Genomic DNA, 19445 nt, shown 5'->3' with positions numbered 1-19445 from the left:
CGCCGCAGTCTTGATGGAGCGTAGAGCCGCCAGCTGGTCCCCAGGACAAGCGCAGAGATCCGGCCGATGCATGGCCCGTGACCGATCGTTCGGAGGAGAGCGAATCACATGACCGTGAATGGAACCCTCAAGGTCGAAGACGCCGACGGAATGCGGATCGAGTGGGACGCGCCGATCGTCATGGATGACGGGGTGACTCTGCGGGCAGACGTCTATCGTCCACCGGCGAGTGGGCCGGACCACCGCGTGCCGGCCATCATGAGCATGGGGCCCTACGGCAAGAATCTCCGCTTCCAGGATGCGCCCTACACCGTGCTGTGGGACGCGATGTGCGAGAAGTATCCCGACGTTCCTCGAGGCTCGACCAACAAGTACCAGGCCTGGGAAATCGCCGATCCCGAGAAGTGGGTTCCCCACGATTACGCCATCGTCCGCGTCGACTCTCGCGGCGCCGGGCGTTCCGAGGGCTTCATGGACTGCTTCAGCGCTCGCGAGATGCGCGACTACCACGACGCCATCGAGTGGGCCGCAGCCCAGCCTTGGTGCAACGGCAAGATCGGGCTTCTCGGCATCTCGTACTACGCCATCACCCAGTGGCGTGTCGCTGCACTGAATCCTCCGCACCTGGCCGCGATCTGCCCATGGGAGGGCGCCAACTCGTGGTACCGAGACGCCGCATACCACGGCGGGATCTACTCAGACTTCCTGGAGCGCTGGTTCCCGCTTCAGTGCAAGGAGGTGCAGTTCGGCCTCGGAAGCCGTGGCAAGAAGGACCGTACGACGGGGATGTGGGTGTCCGGCGACATCGACCTGACGGATGAAGAATTGGCTGCGAACCGTGCCGAGATGGGTCGCGAGCTGCGCGAGCACCGGTTCGACGACGAGTGGTTCGCCGAGCGGACAGCAGATCTCTCGCAGGTCCGAGTACCTGTCCTCTCCTGCGGCAACTGGGGCGGCCAGGGGTTGCACAACCGCGGCAACGTGCGCGGATTCATCCACGCGGCGTCAACCGAGAAGTACCTCGAGATGCACGGCCTCGAGCACTGGACCCTCTTCTACACCGACTGGGGTGTCAGCCTTCAGCGCCGGTTCTTCGACCAGTACCTGAAGGGCCAGGGTGACTGGAAGGAGACGGCAGCACCGGTCCAGCTCCAGGTGAGGTACGCCGGGGAGAAGTTCGTCCCACGTGACGAGCAGGAGTTTCCCCTCGCACGAACCGAGTGGACGCAGCTCTATCTGGACAACAGCGGTGACTCGCTGACCTGGGAGGCCCCGGAGATCGAGGCGGCACAGGAGTACCGCGCGTTCGGCGACGGGGTCACCTACTTCACCCCGCCGTTCGACGAGCCGACCGAGATCACCGGTCCGATGGCCTGCCGGTTGTGGCTTTCGAATTCCACGGAGGACACCGACGTCTTCCTCGCTCTGCGACTCTTCGACCCAGCAGGTAACGAGGTGACGTGGCACGGCGCCAACGAGCCCAAGGCGCCCATCTCACTGGGTTGGCTCCGTGCCTCCCACCGCAAGCTCGACCACGAGAAGAGCGAACCCTGGATGCCCTACCACCCACACCAGGAGCGCGAGCCCATGGTGCCCGGCGAGGTCTACCCTCTCGACGTCGAGATCTGGACCGCCAGCTGCGTCGTCGAACCCGGCTATCGTCTAGCGCTGAGCGTCCTCGGTCGCGACTTCGACCACGGACTCGGCAGTTCGCCGTCGCACATCGGGATCGACATGCACGGCTCGGGACTCTGGAACCACGCCGTGCCGGAGGATCGGCCGGCCGAAATCTACGACGGACACGTCGCGGTGTACACGGGCGGAGCGCGCGCGTCACACCTGCTGCTCCCCGTGATCCCCACGGCGCGCTAGATGACCGACCGGCTTCTCATCAAGGGCGGGACCATCATCACGATGGACCCCAGGATCGGCGACCTCCGAAGAGGAGACCTGCTGATCGAGTCGGGCCGCATCCTCGCCGTCGGCCCTTCCCTCGAGGCCGACTGTGAACGGATCGATGCCGAGGGCATGGTCGTCATTCCCGGGCTCGTGGATGCGCACCGTCATCTCTGGTACACCGGCGTCCGCGCATGGGGGATGGACTCCGTCTTCGCCGACATGGTCTCCGGGCTCTGGCCCAAGCTGGCCCGTCACTACTCCGCCGAAGACCTGTACGTGTGCAACAAGGTCGGGATCCTGGAGGCATTGGACAACGGCATCACGACTGTCTTCGACTGGTGTCACGTGATCAATACCCCCGAGCATGCAAGGAGTGCCCTGAAGGCACACCTCGAGCTTCCCCATCGAGCGGTGTTCGCGCTCGGTGGGTCGATGCAACGGAAGCTCGCTGAGTTCGACGGGGTCGTCGAGAACGGTGACTCCTGGGACATGGCGCGCGAGTTCAGGGAAGGCCCACTCGCGGACCACGACCGAATCACCTTGGCCCTGGCAATCCAGGGTCCAGAGACATCGTCCCTTGAGATCACCCGGGCCGACATCGCGATGGCACGACGCCTCGACGTCCCTATCAGCATGCACATCGATGTGCTCGCCGGCCAACCCTCGAAGCGCGGCATCGCCGCTCTACATGCCGGCGGTGAGCTCGACAGCGACATGCAGTTCGTCCATTGCTGCGCGACCGACGACGACGAGTTCGCGATGATCGCCGAGGCCGGGGGGCGGGTCGCGGTCAGCCCGATGTGCGAGATTGCACTCGGGTTCGGTGAGCCACCGATCGCTCGCATGCTCGACGCCGGACTTCGGCCCGGGTTCGGCGCGGACGCCGTCTGTGCGGCAAGCGGCGACCAGTTCGACGAAGCCCGGACCGGGTTGTTGTCCCAGCGGATGAGCGCCACTCGGCAGAGAAACGTGTCGGGCAGGGTGGTCGACGAGTTCTCGCAGTTGCGCTATAGCACCGGGCAAGCGCTGGCCGCGATCACCTCGGACGCCGCGCACGCATGCTGGCTGGAGGACGAGGTCGGATCGCTCACCCCAGGCAAGGCCGCAGATGTGGTTCTGCTGCGCTCCGATCGCCTCAACCTTTCGCCCTTGACCGACGTCGTCAAGACGCTGGTCGGCAATGCGCACGGTGCCGACGTCGACACGGTGCTGGTGGGCGGCAGGATCGTCAAGCGCGATGGAGAGCTGCTCGGCGTGAACCGGGCGGCGGTGACAGCGGAGCTCGAGGCGATGCGAGATCGCGTGTTTGCCCTCGAATGCTCGGAGGACGTGCAGCCACCGCTCTGACGAGCTCGAGGCCGCTGGTCGCGGCCGACTCTGACGCCCGGCCACGAGGTCGCAGGTCACTCACAGGCGCGATGAAGCGCAAGAGGAAGGGCACATGCGAGAACCAAAGCTTTCAATCTGCGAGTTCACGACACCGAACACGACGTTCGAGGAGGACCTCGCGCTGTATGTATCCGTCGGCGCCGGAGGGATTGGCTTGATCGAGGACAAGCTGCGCCGCGGACAGGAGACCGAACAGATCGCCGCCTTCCGGGACAGCGGACTGAGCGCGACCGTGTGCATCCCGACAAGCATCGGCGTTCTTCCGGTACGCCCCGCGCTCGCCTACTCCGGGCCTGATGATCCCCACATACGTCTCCAACTCATGAAAGCCAGCATCCGACGGTTGGGCGCGTTCAATCCGGACTGCATCGTCGTCATCACGGGATCCGAGGACGGTTACGTCGCTGCTGAAGCGAGAGCCATCGTCGTCAATGGCCTGCGCGAAGCTGCCGCGGTGGCCGCGGACATGGGAACGCGGCTGGCGTTGGAGCCGTGCCGTGGAGACACCGGCTTCGACGGCTCGTTCGTGCGGAGCCTCGACGCTGCGCTCGACCTCGTCGATGAGATCGACAGCCCTCATGTCGGAATCTGCTACGACGTGTACCACCACTGGGACGAAGACGAGATCGTTGCGCGCACGGAATCCGAAGCAAGAAGGATCTTCGGTGTGCAGGTCAACGACTGGAGAGAGCCGCCCCGGTCTCTCGCCGATCGGCTGCTTCCTGGCGACGGAATCATCGACCTTCCAGCCTTGGTCGCGGCATTGAGTCGCGGCGGCTTCGTTGGTTGGTACGACCTGGAGGTCTTCTCCGATGATGGCCGCTGGGGTACCGATCTACCCGACTCGCTCTGGAAGCTCCCAGCGAAAGAGGTTGCCAGCCGGGGCCTCGAACGCATGGTGGCTACTTGGCAGGCAGCTGCGCTCCTTGCCACCAATCCCTGACCGTGCGATCGCACGGGATCTCGCGGACCGTGCCCCTGACGTGCCCCCGCTCGTGCGAAAACGGCCCTGACGAGCCATCACCAACCACCCCGATTCACGCTCAGGACAGGGTGTCCTGGCCGTCGTCCGAGGGCTCGGATCGATCTTGTAATGAGGATGTCGCACGGTCGACTCCTGTCCGGCTCTGGGCTGAACCGCTGGTCATAGCGTTGCGAGCTTGTCGAAACCACGCGCGCATTTCCGGCCCGCGCCCCGTCGTGCCCCCCGGGAAGCTGCGGCCCAGGACGCGGCGCGCAGCAGCTGCGGACTACTGCAAGCAGTTCCCGACCGAGCCGGGAAGTTCTTCCTTGTGGACCATGACCGGCGAGCGGCATCATCGAGATTCTCCCCGTTCGGTCGGAGCGGCGCACTCCCCCAGGGGGTTCAGATGGACGCAGACTTCTTGCTGGAACGGGCCGCGGACCTTGCGGTGCTCGGGATCCACCTCCACGACTTCGACATCGTGGGTGGCACTGCGACCTCGTCCTCCGCCGAGGCTTGCATCGTGCTGGTCCTGCCACCGCAGCACGTCCAGGAGCAGACGGTCCCGGCCGTCCCTCGCAATGCCGATGTCCTGGTCGGCGAGCTGGCCGGCACCAGTCGGCTGGCGTACGCCGTCGCCCCGGGCACGGTCGTGACGCTGACGGGCGAGGGTGTGCTGGGCGCTTGCACGACCCTCCGAGCCGGGGGGAGCGGTCCTCTCGACACCTCGATCGAGCTGCCGTCCCGGCTCGCGCTGGGGCCGTTGGCAGCGGTGAGCCAGCACCCGGCGACGCCGTTGACGAGCGCGGCCGTGGCCGGCGTGTGGCTGGCGCGGCTGTCGTCCCGGGGCTCGGGACCGCTGGCGCTCCGTGCCCTCGACCCCCAGCTTGCCGGCACGGCGGACGGCGTACCCGACCCGTCCCTGAGCGCCGACCAGCGCGCCAAGGTCGCAGCGCAGGCCACCGACGCAGTACCCATCCGCGCGACGCGTCTGGAGGTGACGACCCGCGGCGGCAACCTGACCGCGGACGGTGAGTGGGACGGCATCTCCTGGTCGCACCGGGTGACCGGCGGCCGTGACCAGTACGTCCGCTTGGACGAGCGGGTGCTGCTGTATCCCTTCGGCTTCCACGCCGTGCTGACCACGCTGACCGAGCGCGACCCCGACGTCAGCGGCGTTCTGCCCGGGGGCCCGGCGGCACTGCGGCGCACGGTGACGCTCCGGATCGGCGACCCCGTCCACGCGACCGGCGACGGCTCGGCGATGAGCCGCACCTTCCCCTTCGACCGGGTCGAGGTGACCAGGCCCCTCTTCGAGGGACTCGGGACGCCCGAGCCGAGCTACGTGCACACCCGGGTCACCCCCGACACCCAGGCCCTGGTCGACGAGTCCCGCGCGCTGACTGACGACGCCGCGGCCCAACGGGCGGTCTGGGGTCCCTATGTCGACTGGCAGGTCCGTGACTACGAGGACCTGCGCCGCCGTGGGGACGGGCGGGTCGACCAGCTCTACGCGGCATGGGCCGAGCAGAGCGCGGCCGCCGGCGATCTCGGCTGGCTGGCGGACGAGGACGCGGCATACGCCGCCGCCGCGGACCGCGCCGCCGCGATCGACGACCAGATCAGCCATCTCCAAGGCGGCTTCGAGGGGCCCGACGGTCCCGATCCCTCGGTCTCGGCCCAGATCGCCGAGCTGAACCAGCAGGCCAGCGCCTTCTGGGACGAGGCTCGGGCGCACAGCGTCCCGTTCGAGACCGGCGAGCGGATCCGCGCCCGGGCGCGCGCAGCCGACGCGGTCGTCGCCTCCTTGGTCGACAACCTGGCCGGGTCGTTGGGTCAGCCGCGCGACGTGTGGGACGCCGTCTACTACGACCTCGACCCCGCGATCTCGAGCGCGGCGCAGACCTGGCTGGACGAACAGGACCGGATCGCCGACCTGGACCGGCAGGTCCGCGAGATCACCGCTCTCCAGCACTCCGAGACCATCACGGCCTGGCCGACGTCCGCGGCCGGCGGTCGGCTGCAGTTCCCGGTGCGGCTGAGTCGCGGCGAGCAGGTCGTCGACGTGCGCATGCCGATGATGCTGGTCTACGACTACTCCGTGCCGGACGCGCCGGAGTTCGGGCTGCCGGCCTACCACTCGCTGGACGACCCCGATCTGCCCGCCGCGCTCGATCTGGCCTGGGCCGGCTCGGAGCTCCAGGGGGTCCTGCCGGCCGGTGGCTCCCAGATCGACGTCGGCTGGGTGCGCCTCGACGTGGTGGGAGCCGCGGCGCCCAAGCCGTCGGACGTCCACGTCGTACGCACCCTCAACCTGGTCGGCGGGCTGGGGATCGGCGACGCCCTCTTCACCCCCAGCCTGGGTCGGGCCGCCTCGGAGGGATCACGGGGACGGTGGGCGATGCACGTCGACCTCCCCGAGGTGCAGGCCCTGACCGGCCTCAGCGCCGAGGACTCCTCGGCCTGGGTGTCGTTCTCCGCCGACTACCTCGAGCACGGTGACGCGGCGCAGGTCCTCTTCGACATAGACGGCGACGTGGAGGTCGACTTCACCCATGCCTCGAACCGCTCGGGTGGTTTGGCGGCACTTCAGCTCGTCGCCGACGGGATCTCCCGCGACCACGGCCCCGTGCAGGTCGCCGGCCTGCTGGCGGACCCCGACCCCGCCGCCCTGCTCGGCGACGCCGCCACCCTGCTCGGCTTCAAGCTGCACGACCTGCTCGCGCTCACCCCTGACCTCAAGCCGCCGACGATGGTCTCCGAGGTCGTCGAGGGCGGCCCGCCGCGGATCCGGATGGAGTGGCGGGCCGGGCCGCTGGGTGACCTGCTGGCGTTCAGGCCCAGCGCCGACAGCCACGTGTCGCTGACCGTGCTCGCCCAGGTCGACGGGACGCTCATCGACTGCGCCGTGGGAGCGTTCGCGCTGCAGTTCCCCTTCGACGGCGACCCGTTGGTCCGGCTGGACTTCGGCGGGCTGCGCTTCCACCAGCAGACGACGTACGGCGTCGACGTCACCCCGGGTGTGGGTCTCGGATCCTCGCCCGGCGTGTCACTGGATCCCACCGGCCAGGTCACGACCCACCCGCCGACCCTGGACATCGACTTCCGGAGCATCGACTTCCTGGGGCCGCTGCAGCTGCTCGAGACCCTGCAGGACGCGGTCGACCTCGCCGGCAACGTGCCCGGCATCCGGGCCACCCCGACCGGCGTCACGGCGTCGTACGCCGTGCCGGTCCCGCCGGTGTCCTGCGGCGTCTTCTCGCTGAGCAACCTGTCCTTCCACAGCGAGGTCGACGTGCCGTTCGACCAGCGACCGGTCACCGTCTCGATCGGCTTCGCCAGCCGCGACAAGCCCTTCTCGCTCAGCGTGCTGTCCTTCGCGGGCGGGGGGTACGTCGACGTGCGCATCGACGCCGACGGTCCAGCGATCGAAGCGTCGCTCGAGTTCGGAGCCCAGCTGTCGGTCGACTTCGTCGTCGCGACGGGGGAGGTCCACGCGCTGGGCGGTGTGCAGTACAACCAGGACGGCAACCACGTCGGCATCACCGGCTACCTCCGTATCGGGGGGAGCCTGGAGATCCTGTCGGTCGTCTCGGTGTCGGTCGAGCTGCGGATCGCGCTCGCCTACGACATCACTCCCAGGCCGCGCCTGGTCGGGCGCGCGACCCTCGTCCTCGAGATCGACCTCACGCTGTGGTCGGACAAGGTGGAGATCGACAGCGGCGAATGGGTGCTGCAGGGCGGCGGGTCGGACGGTCCGGAGATCGAGGCGGCGCTCGAGCAGCCCGGCGGCGTCCTCGACGACCCACCGACGGCCTTCGCCGCGCTCGACGAGCCGGTCACGGACGAGGAGCTGGCCCGCTGGCAGGCCTACCGCGCGAGCTTCACCGGAGGTGCCCGATGAGCGAGCTGATGCTGGTCAGCGTGCCGGGTGTCCGGCTGGACGACGACGGTGCGCTGCTGCGGGTGCTGCTGGTGCCCCGGCTCTCCGGGGGCGGGGCCACCCTCGCGTCGTACGGCCTGGCGAACTGGCCCCAGCGGCTGACGGAGGCGCCCTCGCCGATGGTGGTGCGGCTGCGCACCGCTGCCGGTCAGGACCTTCCGCCCGTCGAGGCGGTGGTGCGCCACGACGCCCAGCCGGAGGTGTGGCAACAGTTCTTCGGCCGGATCACGGTCACGCCGTACGCCGGCACAACGACCTATCCGCGAACCTCGGTGACCCCGACCGGGCAGCACGCCGACGACGTCGACGGCGCCTACCGGGCGACGGTCCGAGCGGTCGGCGACCCGGCGACGGTCGATGCCCAGCTGGCCGCTCTGCAGTTCCAGCCGGCGCCGCCCGAGCCCGACACCACCGCGCCCGTCCCGGCCGCCACCGACCCGGACTTCCACCGGGTGGTCGCCCTCATGCGGCAGCACCCGGTCGTCCTGCGGGCGCTGGGCCTCATCGTCGACCTCCGCGTGCCACGGGCCTCGATCACGGCGTGCGGAGCCGGAGGCGAGGTCGCGGTCGAGTGGCCCCGGCCGCCGGTGGACTTCGCTGGGGTGGTCTCGCCCCGGACGGCGTTCGTGGTGCGTCAGGGCCGGTTCTTCGCCGCGCCGGCCACCGAGCAGGTCGCCGGCGCGACGACGGTCGTCGGCACGGTGGTCGACGGCATGGTCGACCTGACCCGCGCCAGCGAGGTCACTGACCCCGTCACCGGGGAGACCACCGTGCGGCCCGACTGGGCCGTCCACACCTTCGACGTCGACGCCGCCGTCGCCCGTCTCGCCGACGCGAAGCTGGCGTCGGTCAGGGAGCGACGCCGCACCGACGGGAGCGACGCCGCACCGGATCCCGCCGCGCCCAGCGGAGCGGTGATGCCGGCCCTGCGGACCGTCGGGCTGCAGCTGGTTCACCGACGTCGGGGTGAGTGGTACGCCGACCGGCAGGCCCGGGCGGAGAGCAACGCGGGTGCCGCGAGGCGGGCTCGCGGTGGCGCGAGCGCCCTTCCCGTGCTCACCGCCGACGACCTCGTGCTGGGCTACCGGCTCGACGTGCGCTACAGCGGCTCGGACTGGCACTCGATGATGCGGCGGGCGGCGCACTACACCGTCAACGACGTCACCATCGGGCCCGGCCGGATCTTCGAGGAGGGCCACCTGCCGGCCGCCGCCGGAGTGAAGGGCACGGGCGACGAGGTCTACGCCGACGGCGTGGTCGTCCGCTGGGAGGGGCACCGTCTCTCGCTGCCGCGACCAACGCTCGACGGTCGGCCGGCGCGCGCCGCGGTCGTCCACGACGGGCCCTACCGCTTCGCCTGGGAGCACGACATCGACGACACGGAGCCGTTGGCCCGGCCCGAGCTGCGCTTCGGCGACGGCTACCAGCTACGGCTGCGGGTCGTCGACCTGGCCGGTGGCGCCCTCGGCGTCGCCGACGTCGCGGGGGACACCGCCGCGAGCGAGCTGATCACCTACGCCCGGCACGAGCCGGTCCTGCCGCCCGAGATGCCTCCGCCCGCGGGGCTGCTCGACGTGGCCGTCGACGACCAGGGGCGTCGGCGCCCCCACGTCGACACCGACCGCCTGGGCCCCGGCGGCTCGTTGACCCGGCTGGTCGTGCGCAGCGACCCGTCCGGGGCGACGCCGGCCACGGTGGCCGACCTCGCGGCGTCGTACCCCGCCAACGACAGCCGGCTGCTCCTGCCGCCGGCGGCGACGTTCACCCTCGCCGAGTGGGACGACCGACTCAACGGTGTCGGGCCGGAGACCTGGCGGCTGGTCCGTCGCGCCCGCGCGGTGCCGCGCTCGAGCGAGGTCCCGCAGTCCGGTCGTCATTACACGTGGGTGCCCGACGCGGCGGCCGACAGCGTGTCGCTGACCACCCGCCCGGTCTCGCGCCGGCTCGCTCAGAGCGGCCCGTCGCTCGCCGACTGGGACACCGCGGCATGGCCGGACCACGCACCCAAGCAGGTACGCGTGATCGGCGTCGAGCCGGGCGCGATCACCGAGCCGCGGGTCAACTGGGAGTCGCCCGTGCGCGGTGAGGTCCGGCTGCCACCGGCCGGGCGTGCCGTCCTCGAGGTGTCGTCGGCGGTCGAGGCGCGCTACTTCCAGCGGTTCGCGGCCAGCGCCTGGGCCCCCGTCGACAGCTCGGCCCAGCGAGCGGTGGTGACCGGGCGACACCCCGTCGTCACCCCGGCGCTGCGACTCGAGGTCGTGCACGCCGTACGGGCACCGCTCGGCAAGCCGACCGGGACGCTCGAGGCGGTGCGCGACGACGGCGACCTCACCGCCGAGCTCGTGGACAAGGCGAACCCACGCCTGGGGATCGACCGGGACAGCACGGCCCAGGTCGACGTCGCCGCGTCCTGGCAGGAGTGGGCCGACCCCGGCCCGGCTGCCCCGCCCGACGCGCCGGTCTCGTCACCGGTCGCCCACTCGGTCGGGTCCTTCCCGGTCGACATCGACGCCGCAGTGCTCCCGCCGATCATCCACCGCTTCGGCGACACCCGCCATCGCCTGGTCACCTACCGGTTCGCCGCGCACAGCCGGTTCCGGGAGTTCTTCGCCGCCACCGACCCGGAGTCCGCGTTCGTCCAGGAGGCGGAGTTTCGCACCTGTCCACGTGCCGAGCACGGTACGTCCCGACGCTCCGGTGGTACTCGCCGTCACCCCGGCCTTCCGCACCGACGTCGGGGTCGAGCTCGGGACCGCCGTCTCCGACGAGCCGGTCGACCCGAACGACGTCGACGCCGACGGCGTCCCCGACGACATCGACCCTCTCATCGAGACGCCGGCAACCCTCGGGTTCCCGATCGTCGTGACCACCACGACGCCGGTCGTGACGCGGGAGGGCGGGATCCTGCGCGTCGAGCTCGCGGCGCCATGGTTCACGACCGGGGAGGGTGAGCAGCTCGGCGTGGTGGTCTCGCCGGGTCCCGATGCGGCGACCCTGCCGCGCGAGGCGGGTGCCGACGGCGAGATCGCCGCGACGGACAACGCCCACGCCTCGCTCGTCACCCGGGCCTACCGAGACCCGCTGATGGCCACGACCGCCCCGACGCAGCCGACCGCTGCGTCGCTGACCCACGCCGCGGGCGACCCGCTGGTCGTGCGCGATCTCGAGAGCGGCGTACCGATCTGCGTCGTGCCCTTCGACGTGGTCCGCGTGGGCGGGCGCTGGTTCGCCGACATCGGGTTCGGCGGCCTGGCCGACGCCTCGGTGCTCCCGTTCGTGCGGCTCACGCTGGTGCGTTTCCAGCGGCACACCCTGCGCACCCTCACGACCTCGCCCACGGTGACGACGGACCTGGTGGGCCTGCTCCCGGGGCGGACCCTGCGCGTCGACGACCTCCACCCCGCCGCCGGCGGTCGACCGGTCGTCACCCTGTCCGGCTCGTCTGGGGCCGGACCCGTGGAGCTGCGGCTGGAAGCGGCAGCACCGGGCATCCCCGCCGACGGCCTGACCAGCCTCGACCCGGCCGTGCCCGGGTGGACCACCGTCTGGCGCGTGGGCGGGTCGCTCAACGTGGCCTTCGGCGCTTTCACCGTGCCGGACGACGGGTTGAGACACCGCCTCGTCGTCCGTGAGTACGACGGCCTCCCCGCCCGGAGCAGCCCGGCCCCCGCCGGCGTGCTGGAGCAGGAGAACTCCCGGCTGCCGGTGTTCGTAGGAGTGATCCCCATCTAGGGACGCCCCGCAGAGCACCCCGCTGCTGGGTCGCGGTCCCTGGCCGCACCATGACGACAGCGATGCGGTGGGTCTGCCGCACGGATAGGTGACATCTGCGTCTCACCGCCGCGTCGGACGCACAGATCTGTCGACCTTTGACCTGATCTCGTGCGCCGACGCCACCCTGCACCCAGGGTTGATGGAGCTACTTCACCTTGCTGAGGTGGACCATGGCGTCGTACAGCTGCTCGTCGGTCATCGCCGGTTCAGGGATTGCGTGGCGCCCTCTGCCCGGTACGCGTCGAGCATGAGGTGGAGCTGACGTCGCCAGGCCGTCGGCAAGCAGCGCCGCTGCTCGAGCAGGCCGGTCTCCTGCTCATGGGCCTGGCACGCAACGGTGCCGGCTTCGAGCTCGCCCTGGGCGCGGAGGTCCACTGACGTTCCTGCGGCGCCGGGACCCGCGCAGGGTTGGGACCACTCGACCGACTTCCGGGTCTGCGTACTGCGCGGCTTGGTGCTCAGGTCGTCGCCGGCGGCTTGGGGTGGTAGCTCAGGATGGCGATGCCGCGCAGGCCCCAGCGCCTCGACGCCACTCGGTACCGCCGGCGGCGTGATGATGATCGGGCTCGGGACGACGCTGCTGGCGGCCGAACAGGCAGCGTGCCGGGACGCCGTCGGATCGAGAAGGAAGGCAGTCCGGTGCGAGGAGGGCCTGCCGTGGCCAGCGGATTGCCGGAACCCCTGTTGGTCACGTGGCCTGCCGGCCGTCGTGGCCGGCGCGGATGAGCGGGGGAGTGAGAAGCTCGGCCGGACCACGTCGGTACAGCTGCGCAGGGCGGCCGCCGTCGCGTGTCGTCGTCCTGCCCGTGGGCTCGAGGAAGTCGACGGTCTTCGTCGCCTTGCGGTGGAAGTTGCGCGCGTCGATCGTGACGCCCCAGACGACCTCGTAGACCCTGCGCAGCTCGGCGATGGTGAACTCCGTGCCGCAGAAGGCGGAGGCGAGCGAGGTGTACTCGATCTTCGCGCGTGCACGCTCGAGCCCATCAGCGAGGATCTGCGCGTGGTCGAACGCGAGCCGCTTGCTGTGGTCGAGGATCGACGTGACGGGGGTCCATCGTGCGGCTGCTGCGTCGGAGCCTGACTCCGGCGACGGCAGGTCCGGAGCCAGGGCGAGGTGGGCGACGCTGACGACCCGCATCCGCGGGTCGCGACGAGGAGCGCCGTACGTCGCCAGCTGCTCGACGTGCACGTCGTCAGGAGACAGGCCGGTCTCTTCGTGGAGCTCGCGCGCCGCGGCCTCGTCGAGGTTCTCGTCCGGCTGGACGAACCCGCCCGGGAGTGCCCACTGGCCCTTGTGCGGCGCCTCGCCCCGCCGGATGAGCAGTGCACACAGCTCGTCGTCGCGGATCGTCAGGACCACCAGGTCGACCGTCACCGCGACGGCGGGGTAGTCCGACGGCTCGTAGCCCTTCATGCACCCAGCCTAACCCTTTTATCGTCTACTTGACGAGAAGGCGTCTTGCGAGCACACTTATCGTCATAACGACGATTAATGGAGGTGGCCATCATGGCCGACATCACCCGCTACCCCTTCACGCGACACCTGCGCGGCACCACGACCATGCACGTGGAGCACGTCCGCAACGGCCGCTCCGTACACGCAGGCACGGGGGCGTCGTTCTGGTTCCGTCCGCTCAGCGCGGTGCTCTCGGAGGTGCCGATGGACGACCGCGAGCTGCCACTGCTGTTCCACGCCCGGACCGCGGACTTCCAGGACGTGACCGTGCAGGCCACGGTCACCTACCGGATGACCGATCCCTCGATCGCGATCACGCGGATCGACTTCTCGATCGATCCCGAGACCGGCGCGTGGCGCAGCGCTCCGCTGGACCAGGTCGCGGGGCTGCTGACCGAGACCGCCCAGCAATACGCGATGGACATGCTCGCAACCATCGACCTGACGCAGGCGCTCGCCGGCGGCGTCGCGCCCATCCGGGACGCGATCACCCAGGGCCTGACCCACGACGGACGCATGGTCGACACCGGCATCGCCGTTGTCGGAGTGAGGGTGGTGGCACTGCGGCCGGAGCCGGAGGTCGAGAAGGCGCTGAGGACGCCGACCCGCGAGCAGGTGCAGCAAGATGCCGACAAGGCCACCTTCGAGCGCCGTGCCCTGGCAGTCGAGCGGGAGCGCGCGATCGGCGAGAACGAGCTGCAGACCCGGATCGAGCTGGCGCGCCGCGAGGAGCAGCTGGTCGCGCAACGGGGAACCAACGCGCGGCGCGAGGCCGAGGAGAGTGCCGCGGCGGACGGCATCGCCGCTGAGGCCGAGGCCCTGCGTGCCCAGCGGCTCGCCGAGGCCCAGGCGGAAGCGACGCGCGTCACCGGCCTGGCCGAAGGTGACGCCGAGGCCGCGCGACTCGCTGCCTATCGCGACCTGCCCGAGGCGATCCTGTTCGGTCTGGCGGTCAAGGAGCTCGCGGCGAACCTGCCCCAGATCAACAGCCTCGTGCTGACTCCGGACCTGCTGGCTCCGGTGCTGGCACGGTTCGGAGCGATCGGGGAGGCGGCGGCGTCGTGAGCGCTCTGCCTCCGCGGGCGGTCGTCGTGCACCGTCGTACCGAGCTCGAGGAGCTCGTAGCGCGCCACGGGACCAAGGGGCAGGCCGCGTTCTTCCTCTCCACGCGCGGTCGGAGCATGGAAGAGCTCGAGGAGCGTCACCATGCCGACCGGCAGGCGCTCGACGCCGTGAGCGCGGCCATTCCTGCCGACTGGCGGGCGGGGCGGGTGGAGCGGACCGATCTCGACCGGTTCCTGTTCGCTCCGGACGACGTGGTCGTCATCGTGGGGCAGGACGGCCTGGTCGCCAACGTGGCGAAGTACCTCGACGGCCAGCCCGTGCTCGGCATCGACCCCGAGCCACTCCGCAATCCGGGAGTCCTCGTCACCCATCCGGCAGCAGACGCGGCAGAGCTCCTTCGCGACCTGTCGATCGCGCAGCACCGCACGATGGTGGCGGCCACGACCGACGACGGGCAGCGACTTGTCGCCCTCAACGAGGTCTACGTCGGGCAGCCCACCCACCAGACCGCCAGGTATGCGATCCGCCCGCCGGACGGGAGTCGGGAGCGGCAAGCTTCCTCGGGCATCATCGTCGCGACCGGCACCGGGTCGACCGGCTGGTGTCGGTCCACGTGGCTCGAGCGCCACAGCCGTCTCTCGCTGCCGTCTCCCGACGAACGACGCCTCCTCTGGTTCGTCCGCGAGGCGTGGCCCTCGCCCGCAACGAGCACCGCGCTCACCGAGGGCGAGCTCACCGAGGCAGACCTCCGCGTCGACATCGAGTCCGACGGCCTGGTCGCGTTCGGGGACGGCATGGAGGATGACCGTCTCACCCTCACCTGGGGACAGACGTTGTCAGTCTCCGTCGCCGACCAGACCCTCCACATGGTGGGGTAGCGGGCGTCCCGCGCGCCCGCGGTCCTGACCGTGTCCTGGCCGCAGTCACACCGCACGTCTCGGCCGTGCGTCGTCCCGCCGCAGGCCACGTACTACGTCAGCGAGCCCAACCAGCGGTACCACTCGTCCATCCCCTCGCCGGTGCGCGCGCTGACGTGGATGACCTTCGCCTTCGGGTTGACGCGAGCGAGGTTCTGCTCGAACAGGCTGAGGTCGAAGTCGAGGTGGGGGAGCAGGTCCATCTTGTTGACCACGACGGCATCGACGGATCGAAACATCACCGGGTACTTGAGCGGCTTCTCCTCACCCTCGGTGATGGCGTACACCATGGCGCCGTGGTGCGTGCCGACGTCGAACTCGGCGGGACACACCAGGTTGCCGACGTTCTCCACGATCAGCAGGTCGAGCGACGGCAGGTCGAGATCGGTGAACGCCTTCGCGACCATGGGTGCATCCAGGTGGCACTCCCCGCCGAAACCGTCGCCGGTGTTGAGCAGGGCGACCTGGGCGCCGTGGCCCGAGAGGCGGTCCGCGTCGATGCTCGTCTCGATGTCGCCCTCGACGATGCCGACGCGAACCTTGCCCTCGAGGTGAGCCAGTGTGCGCTCGAGCAGGGCAGTCTTCCCGGCGCCCGGTGACGACATCAGGTTGACCCCGACCACCGAGGCGGCGTCGAGGTCTGAGCGGTTTGCCGCCGCTGCGCGATCGTTCTCGTCGAAGATCCGCTCCAGGACCATGACCCTTTCGGCCCCGGTCTCGTACGCCGAGTGGTCGCCGTGGTGGTCATTGTCGTGATCATGCTCGTGCGGGTGTGCGTGCTCGTGATCGTGCTCGTGCTCGTGCACTGTGCCGTCGTCGTGGCGGTGGAAGCGGCCCATCAGGACTCCTTGAGGTCGAGCGAGGTCACGAGGAACTCCTCGCCGGTGATCATGGAAACGTCGCCGCTCCCACAGCTGGCACACATCAGGGCCAACGGTCCTTCTGGTGTGGTTTCGAGAGTGCACGCGGCACATCGCAGCCGGATGTCCACGTGATCGATGGAGAGCGTCGAGCCGGCGAGCGGCGATGTTGCGGTGACCAGGCCCCAGCAGTAGCAGAGAGTCTCGGGAACGACCTGCCGGAACTTGCCGACCTGGAGGTGGACGGTGTCGACCTCGCGCCCCTCGGCGGCGCGATCGACGACCTCCCGGATGGCGTTGCACAGGGACAGCTCGTGCACGGCTCACTTCCTCAGCGTCTGCGACGGCGACTCGCCGAAGCGCTTGCGATAGGTGACGGCGAAGTTCCCGAGGTGCGAGAAGCCCCAGCGCTCGGCGATGGCGGTCACCGTCACCCCGTCACTCGGTACGGCGTCCGCGAGCTCGGCCCTCACGCGCTCGAGACGGCGTTCGCGGACATAGGCCATCGGCGTCGTCCCCAGCTCCTCGCGAAAGCCCTGCTGGATCGACCGCGCGCTCATGTGCGTGTTGTGGGCGATGTCGCTGAGGGTGATCGGCTGCGCGAGGGTGCGCTCGATGAAGTCGATGGAGAGACGCACCGAACGACGGCCGAGTCGTCTCCCTGCCCGGGCCAGGTCGTCACGGACGTTGGACCTCTGCACCAGGAGCAACGAGGAGATGATCAGGTCCTCGATCGGACCTCCCCCCAGTCCTTGCTGGATCAGCGACCGGTTGGTCATCACCTCGCTGCTGAGGAGCTGGATGGCACCGTGCCAGCGGACCGCCTCGTCGGTGGTGAGGTCGAAGAGCGGGTCGAAGCACACCGGCTCGCTGATGCTCCGGCCGAGCATCCGCGACAGCTGCCGCTCGAGGGCGTCGCGCTCGATGCGGACGAGGACCTGGGGAGTGTCGTCGCCCAGCTCCAGGTGCAGGTTCGTGCCCGGGTTGGCGACGATCCCCTGGTAGTTCGCGACCTGGATGACCGTGCCGTTGTACTTGCAGAGGGCCTGCCCCGTGGTCGGCATGTGCACGGTGTAGTGATCACCGGTCGAAGGGACGTCGATCGCGATCCCGACGTGGAAGTCCAGGTGAGCGAGGCTGACGTCGCGGAGCCGGATCGCGTGGAGGCTCGCCTGGAACGCCGTCGGGTCAGGGCCCCTCACATACAGCCGCGTCGGACCGAGCACCTTGCTGACCAGCTCCGCCGCTTCGTCCTGGTCGTCGGTGCGGAACACCTCGTGCTCCGACAAGGCCGTCGGCACGCCGCGCGACCGGATCCTCTGCCGCACGGGAAGCCGCGTACGGCGGGTGTTGATGAATCCGAGCTTGGACAACCGGGACACGCGGTGCCTCCTCGGTGAGCGCGGAAAGAGGACCTCCGCTGATCGAAGATTCCTCTATCCATCGCATCCGGGGCAATACGTTTGCGCGAATTGGATAGCGACTGCGTTCAAGCGATAGCCAGCGCAAGATAGGCATCCCTAACGTGATGTGGACCACACGGCGTCGTTCGACGTCCGGCGGCTCTTCATCCCGAGGAGGGATCCATGACCCACAGCCTTCCCGAAACTTCGCCGCCGAGCTCGCCTGAGCTCGCGGCACTGGTCGAACGGCTCGAGGATCCGCGCGTTGCCGCCGGCCTCCAGAACTTGTTGGACCACGTGGATCTGCTCGCAATCCTCGTCGTCGGGCTGGACGGGTTCATCGGCCGGAGCGAAGTGATCGGCGAGGCGCTGGCCGACAGCGTCACGGAACTGCGAACGGTCGCGGACGCGACGATGCCCGCCGAGCCGGTGGACGTGGCCGGAGTCGTCGGCAGCCTCGCCGCGCTCTCCGCCGCGCTGCCGAAACTCACCCCTGCTCTCACCCGGGTGGCTGACGAGGACTACCTCGGCAACATGCTCGACTCAGACATCTTCTCACCGGACTCCCTCGCCCACATCGGGCTGCTGGCCAATGCGGTGAACCAGGGTGCGTCCGACGCAGCCGAGCAGCCGATCCAGGTCAAGGGAGCCATGTCGATGTACCGCCAGCTCAAGGACCCCGACATCGCCCGGGGACTCGGCTACACCCTCAGCATCCTCAAGGCCGTCGGGCGTGTGCTCGCCACGGACCAACAGAAAGGTCAGTAGATGTCGTCAGTTCTCTGGCTCCAAGGCGGAGCCTGCTCCGGCAACACGATGTCGTTCCTGAACGCCGAGGAACCCAACGTGGTCGACCTCATCGTGGACTTCGGTCTCGAGCTCCTCTGGCACCCCTCCCTCGGCCTCGAGCTCGGTGAGAACGCCCAGAAGATCTTCAAGGACTGCGCGACCGGCGCCAGGCCCCTGGACATCTTCGTCTTCGAAGGGACCGTGATCGAGGGTCCCGACGGCTCCGGCCGCTACGACATGTTCGCGGACCGCCCGATGAAGGACTGGGTCACCGAGCTCGCCAACCAGGCCTCGATCGTGGTGGCCATCGGGGACTGTGCCTGCTGGGGCGGCATCCCGGCCATGGAGCCGAACCCGTCGGCGTCGACCGGCCTGCAGTTCCACAAGCGGGCCAAGGGCGGCTTCCTCGGCGCCGACTTCAAGTCGAAGTCGGGATTGCCGGTGATCAACATCCCGGGGTGCCCCTCCCACCCCGACTGGATCACCCAGATCATCGTCGCCCTTGCGACCGGTCGCGCCGGCGACATCACGCTGGACGACCTGCATCGTCCCGAGACGTTCTTCAAGACCTTCACCCAGACCGGCTGCACCCGCGTGCAGTTCTTCGAGTACAAGCAGTCGACCACGAAGTTCGGCGAAGGCACCCGGACCGGATGCCTGTTCTACGAGTTCGGGTGCCGTGGGCCGATGACGCACTCGCCGTGCAACCGGATCCTCTGGAACCGGCAGTCCTCCAAGACCCGTGCCGGCATGCCCTGTCTGGGCTGCACCGAGCCCGAGTTCCCGTTCTTCGACCTCGCGAAGGACACGGTCTTCAAGACGCAGAAGGTGAGTGGCGTCATTCCGCAGGAGGTGCCGGAGGGAGCCGACCACCTCACGTACATGGCCCATGCGGCTGCCGCCCGGATCGCGGCCCCGCAGTGGTCGAAGGAGGACATGTTCGTTGTCTGACCACCTCTTCGACTCCCACCGCCAGCCTCCCTGCC

15 protein-coding genes are annotated in these 19445 nt (G+C 69.5%); 11 read left to right on the top strand and 4 right to left on the bottom strand.

Going from position 1 to position 19445, the window contains the following annotated elements:
* Nucleotides 1–108 precede the first annotated feature (108 nt).
* From ACVW00_RS16600 to ACVW00_RS16570, 7 genes are all read left to right on the top strand, one after another.
* Nucleotides 109–1872 (top strand): CocE/NonD family hydrolase, encoded by a 1764-nt coding sequence (locus ACVW00_RS16600; protein WP_457112003.1) that lies wholly within the window; start codon nt 109–111, stop codon nt 1870–1872.
* Nucleotides 1873–3246, top strand: a complete 1374-nt coding sequence (locus ACVW00_RS16595) for an amidohydrolase family protein (protein WP_457112002.1) — start codon at nt 1873–1875, stop codon at nt 3244–3246.
* Nucleotides 3247–3340: 94 nt separating this feature from the next.
* The gene (locus ACVW00_RS16590) at nt 3341–4231 is read left to right on the top strand and encodes a sugar phosphate isomerase/epimerase family protein (RefSeq protein WP_457112001.1); all 891 of its coding nucleotides are present in this window, start codon (nt 3341–3343) and stop codon (nt 4229–4231) included.
* Nucleotides 4232–4658: 427 nt separating this feature from the next.
* The gene (locus tag ACVW00_RS16585; protein ID WP_457112000.1) at nt 4659–8156 is read left to right on the top strand and encodes a hypothetical protein; all 3498 of its coding nucleotides are present in this window, start codon (nt 4659–4661) and stop codon (nt 8154–8156) included.
* Nucleotides 8153–11146 carry a hypothetical protein gene (locus ACVW00_RS16580; protein ID WP_457111999.1) on the top strand — a complete coding sequence of 998 codons (2994 nt, stop codon included), beginning with the start codon at nt 8153–8155 and terminating at the stop codon, nt 11144–11146. Before ACVW00_RS16585 ends, ACVW00_RS16580 begins: the two co-directional genes overlap by 4 nt.
* Nucleotides 11058–11927, top strand: a complete 870-nt coding sequence (locus tag ACVW00_RS16575; protein WP_457111998.1) for a hypothetical protein — start codon at nt 11058–11060, stop codon at nt 11925–11927. The genes ACVW00_RS16580 and ACVW00_RS16575 overlap by 89 nt, the downstream gene beginning before the upstream one ends.
* A gap of 294 nt (nt 11928–12221) precedes the next feature.
* The gene (locus ACVW00_RS16570; RefSeq protein WP_457111997.1) at nt 12222–12347 is read left to right on the top strand and encodes a hypothetical protein; all 126 of its coding nucleotides are present in this window, start codon (nt 12222–12224) and stop codon (nt 12345–12347) included.
* Nucleotides 12348–12657: 310 nt separating this feature from the next.
* Here ACVW00_RS16570 and ACVW00_RS16565 read toward each other — a convergent pair whose 3' ends face one another.
* The gene (locus ACVW00_RS16565) at nt 12658–13383 is read right to left on the bottom strand and encodes an NUDIX hydrolase (RefSeq protein WP_457111996.1); all 726 of its coding nucleotides are present in this window, start codon (nt 13381–13383) and stop codon (nt 12658–12660) included.
* Between the two features lie 93 nt (nt 13384–13476).
* Between ACVW00_RS16565 and ACVW00_RS16560 the strand changes: the two genes are divergently transcribed.
* Nucleotides 13477–14490 (top strand): SPFH domain-containing protein, encoded by a 1014-nt coding sequence (locus tag ACVW00_RS16560; RefSeq protein ID WP_457111995.1) that lies wholly within the window; start codon nt 13477–13479, stop codon nt 14488–14490.
* Nucleotides 14487–15368 carry a hypothetical protein gene (locus ACVW00_RS16555; RefSeq protein WP_457111994.1) on the top strand — a complete coding sequence of 294 codons (882 nt, stop codon included), beginning with the start codon at nt 14487–14489 and terminating at the stop codon, nt 15366–15368. The genes ACVW00_RS16560 and ACVW00_RS16555 overlap by 4 nt, the downstream gene beginning before the upstream one ends.
* Before the next feature lie 92 nt (nt 15369–15460).
* Here the strand turns inward: ACVW00_RS16555 and hypB are convergent, their stop codons facing one another.
* Genes hypB through ACVW00_RS16540 form a run of 3 tightly spaced genes read right to left on the bottom strand, consistent with a single transcriptional unit; the run spans nt 15461 to nt 17649 of the window.
* Nucleotides 15461–16246, bottom strand: a complete 786-nt coding sequence (gene hypB, locus ACVW00_RS16550; RefSeq protein WP_457111993.1) for a hydrogenase nickel incorporation protein HypB — start codon at nt 16244–16246, stop codon at nt 15461–15463.
* Nucleotides 16246–16587, bottom strand: a complete 342-nt coding sequence (locus ACVW00_RS16545; protein ID WP_457111992.1) for a hydrogenase maturation nickel metallochaperone HypA — start codon at nt 16585–16587, stop codon at nt 16246–16248. The genes hypB and ACVW00_RS16545 overlap by 1 nt, the downstream gene beginning before the upstream one ends.
* A 3-nt stretch (nt 16588–16590) precedes the next feature.
* Entirely contained in the window at nt 16591–17649 is a 1059-nt protein-coding gene (locus ACVW00_RS16540) for an AraC family transcriptional regulator (protein ID WP_457111991.1), read from the bottom strand.
* A 204-nt stretch (nt 17650–17853) separates the two neighbouring features.
* On the opposite strand from ACVW00_RS16540, the gene ACVW00_RS16535 reads away from it, so the two are divergent.
* A complete protein-coding gene (locus ACVW00_RS16535) occupies nt 17854–18438 on the top strand; it encodes a DUF1641 domain-containing protein (protein ID WP_457111990.1) in 585 nt (194 codons plus the stop codon).
* The gene (locus ACVW00_RS16530; RefSeq protein WP_457111989.1) at nt 18439–19410 is read left to right on the top strand and encodes an NADH-quinone oxidoreductase subunit B family protein; all 972 of its coding nucleotides are present in this window, start codon (nt 18439–18441) and stop codon (nt 19408–19410) included.
* Nucleotides 19411–19445 lie beyond the last annotated feature (35 nt).

Source organism: Marmoricola sp. URHA0025 HA25 (assembly GCF_054059435.1).
Note: the sequence above shows the minus strand (reverse complement) of the source record. Positions and strands in the feature narration are given on the sequence as shown.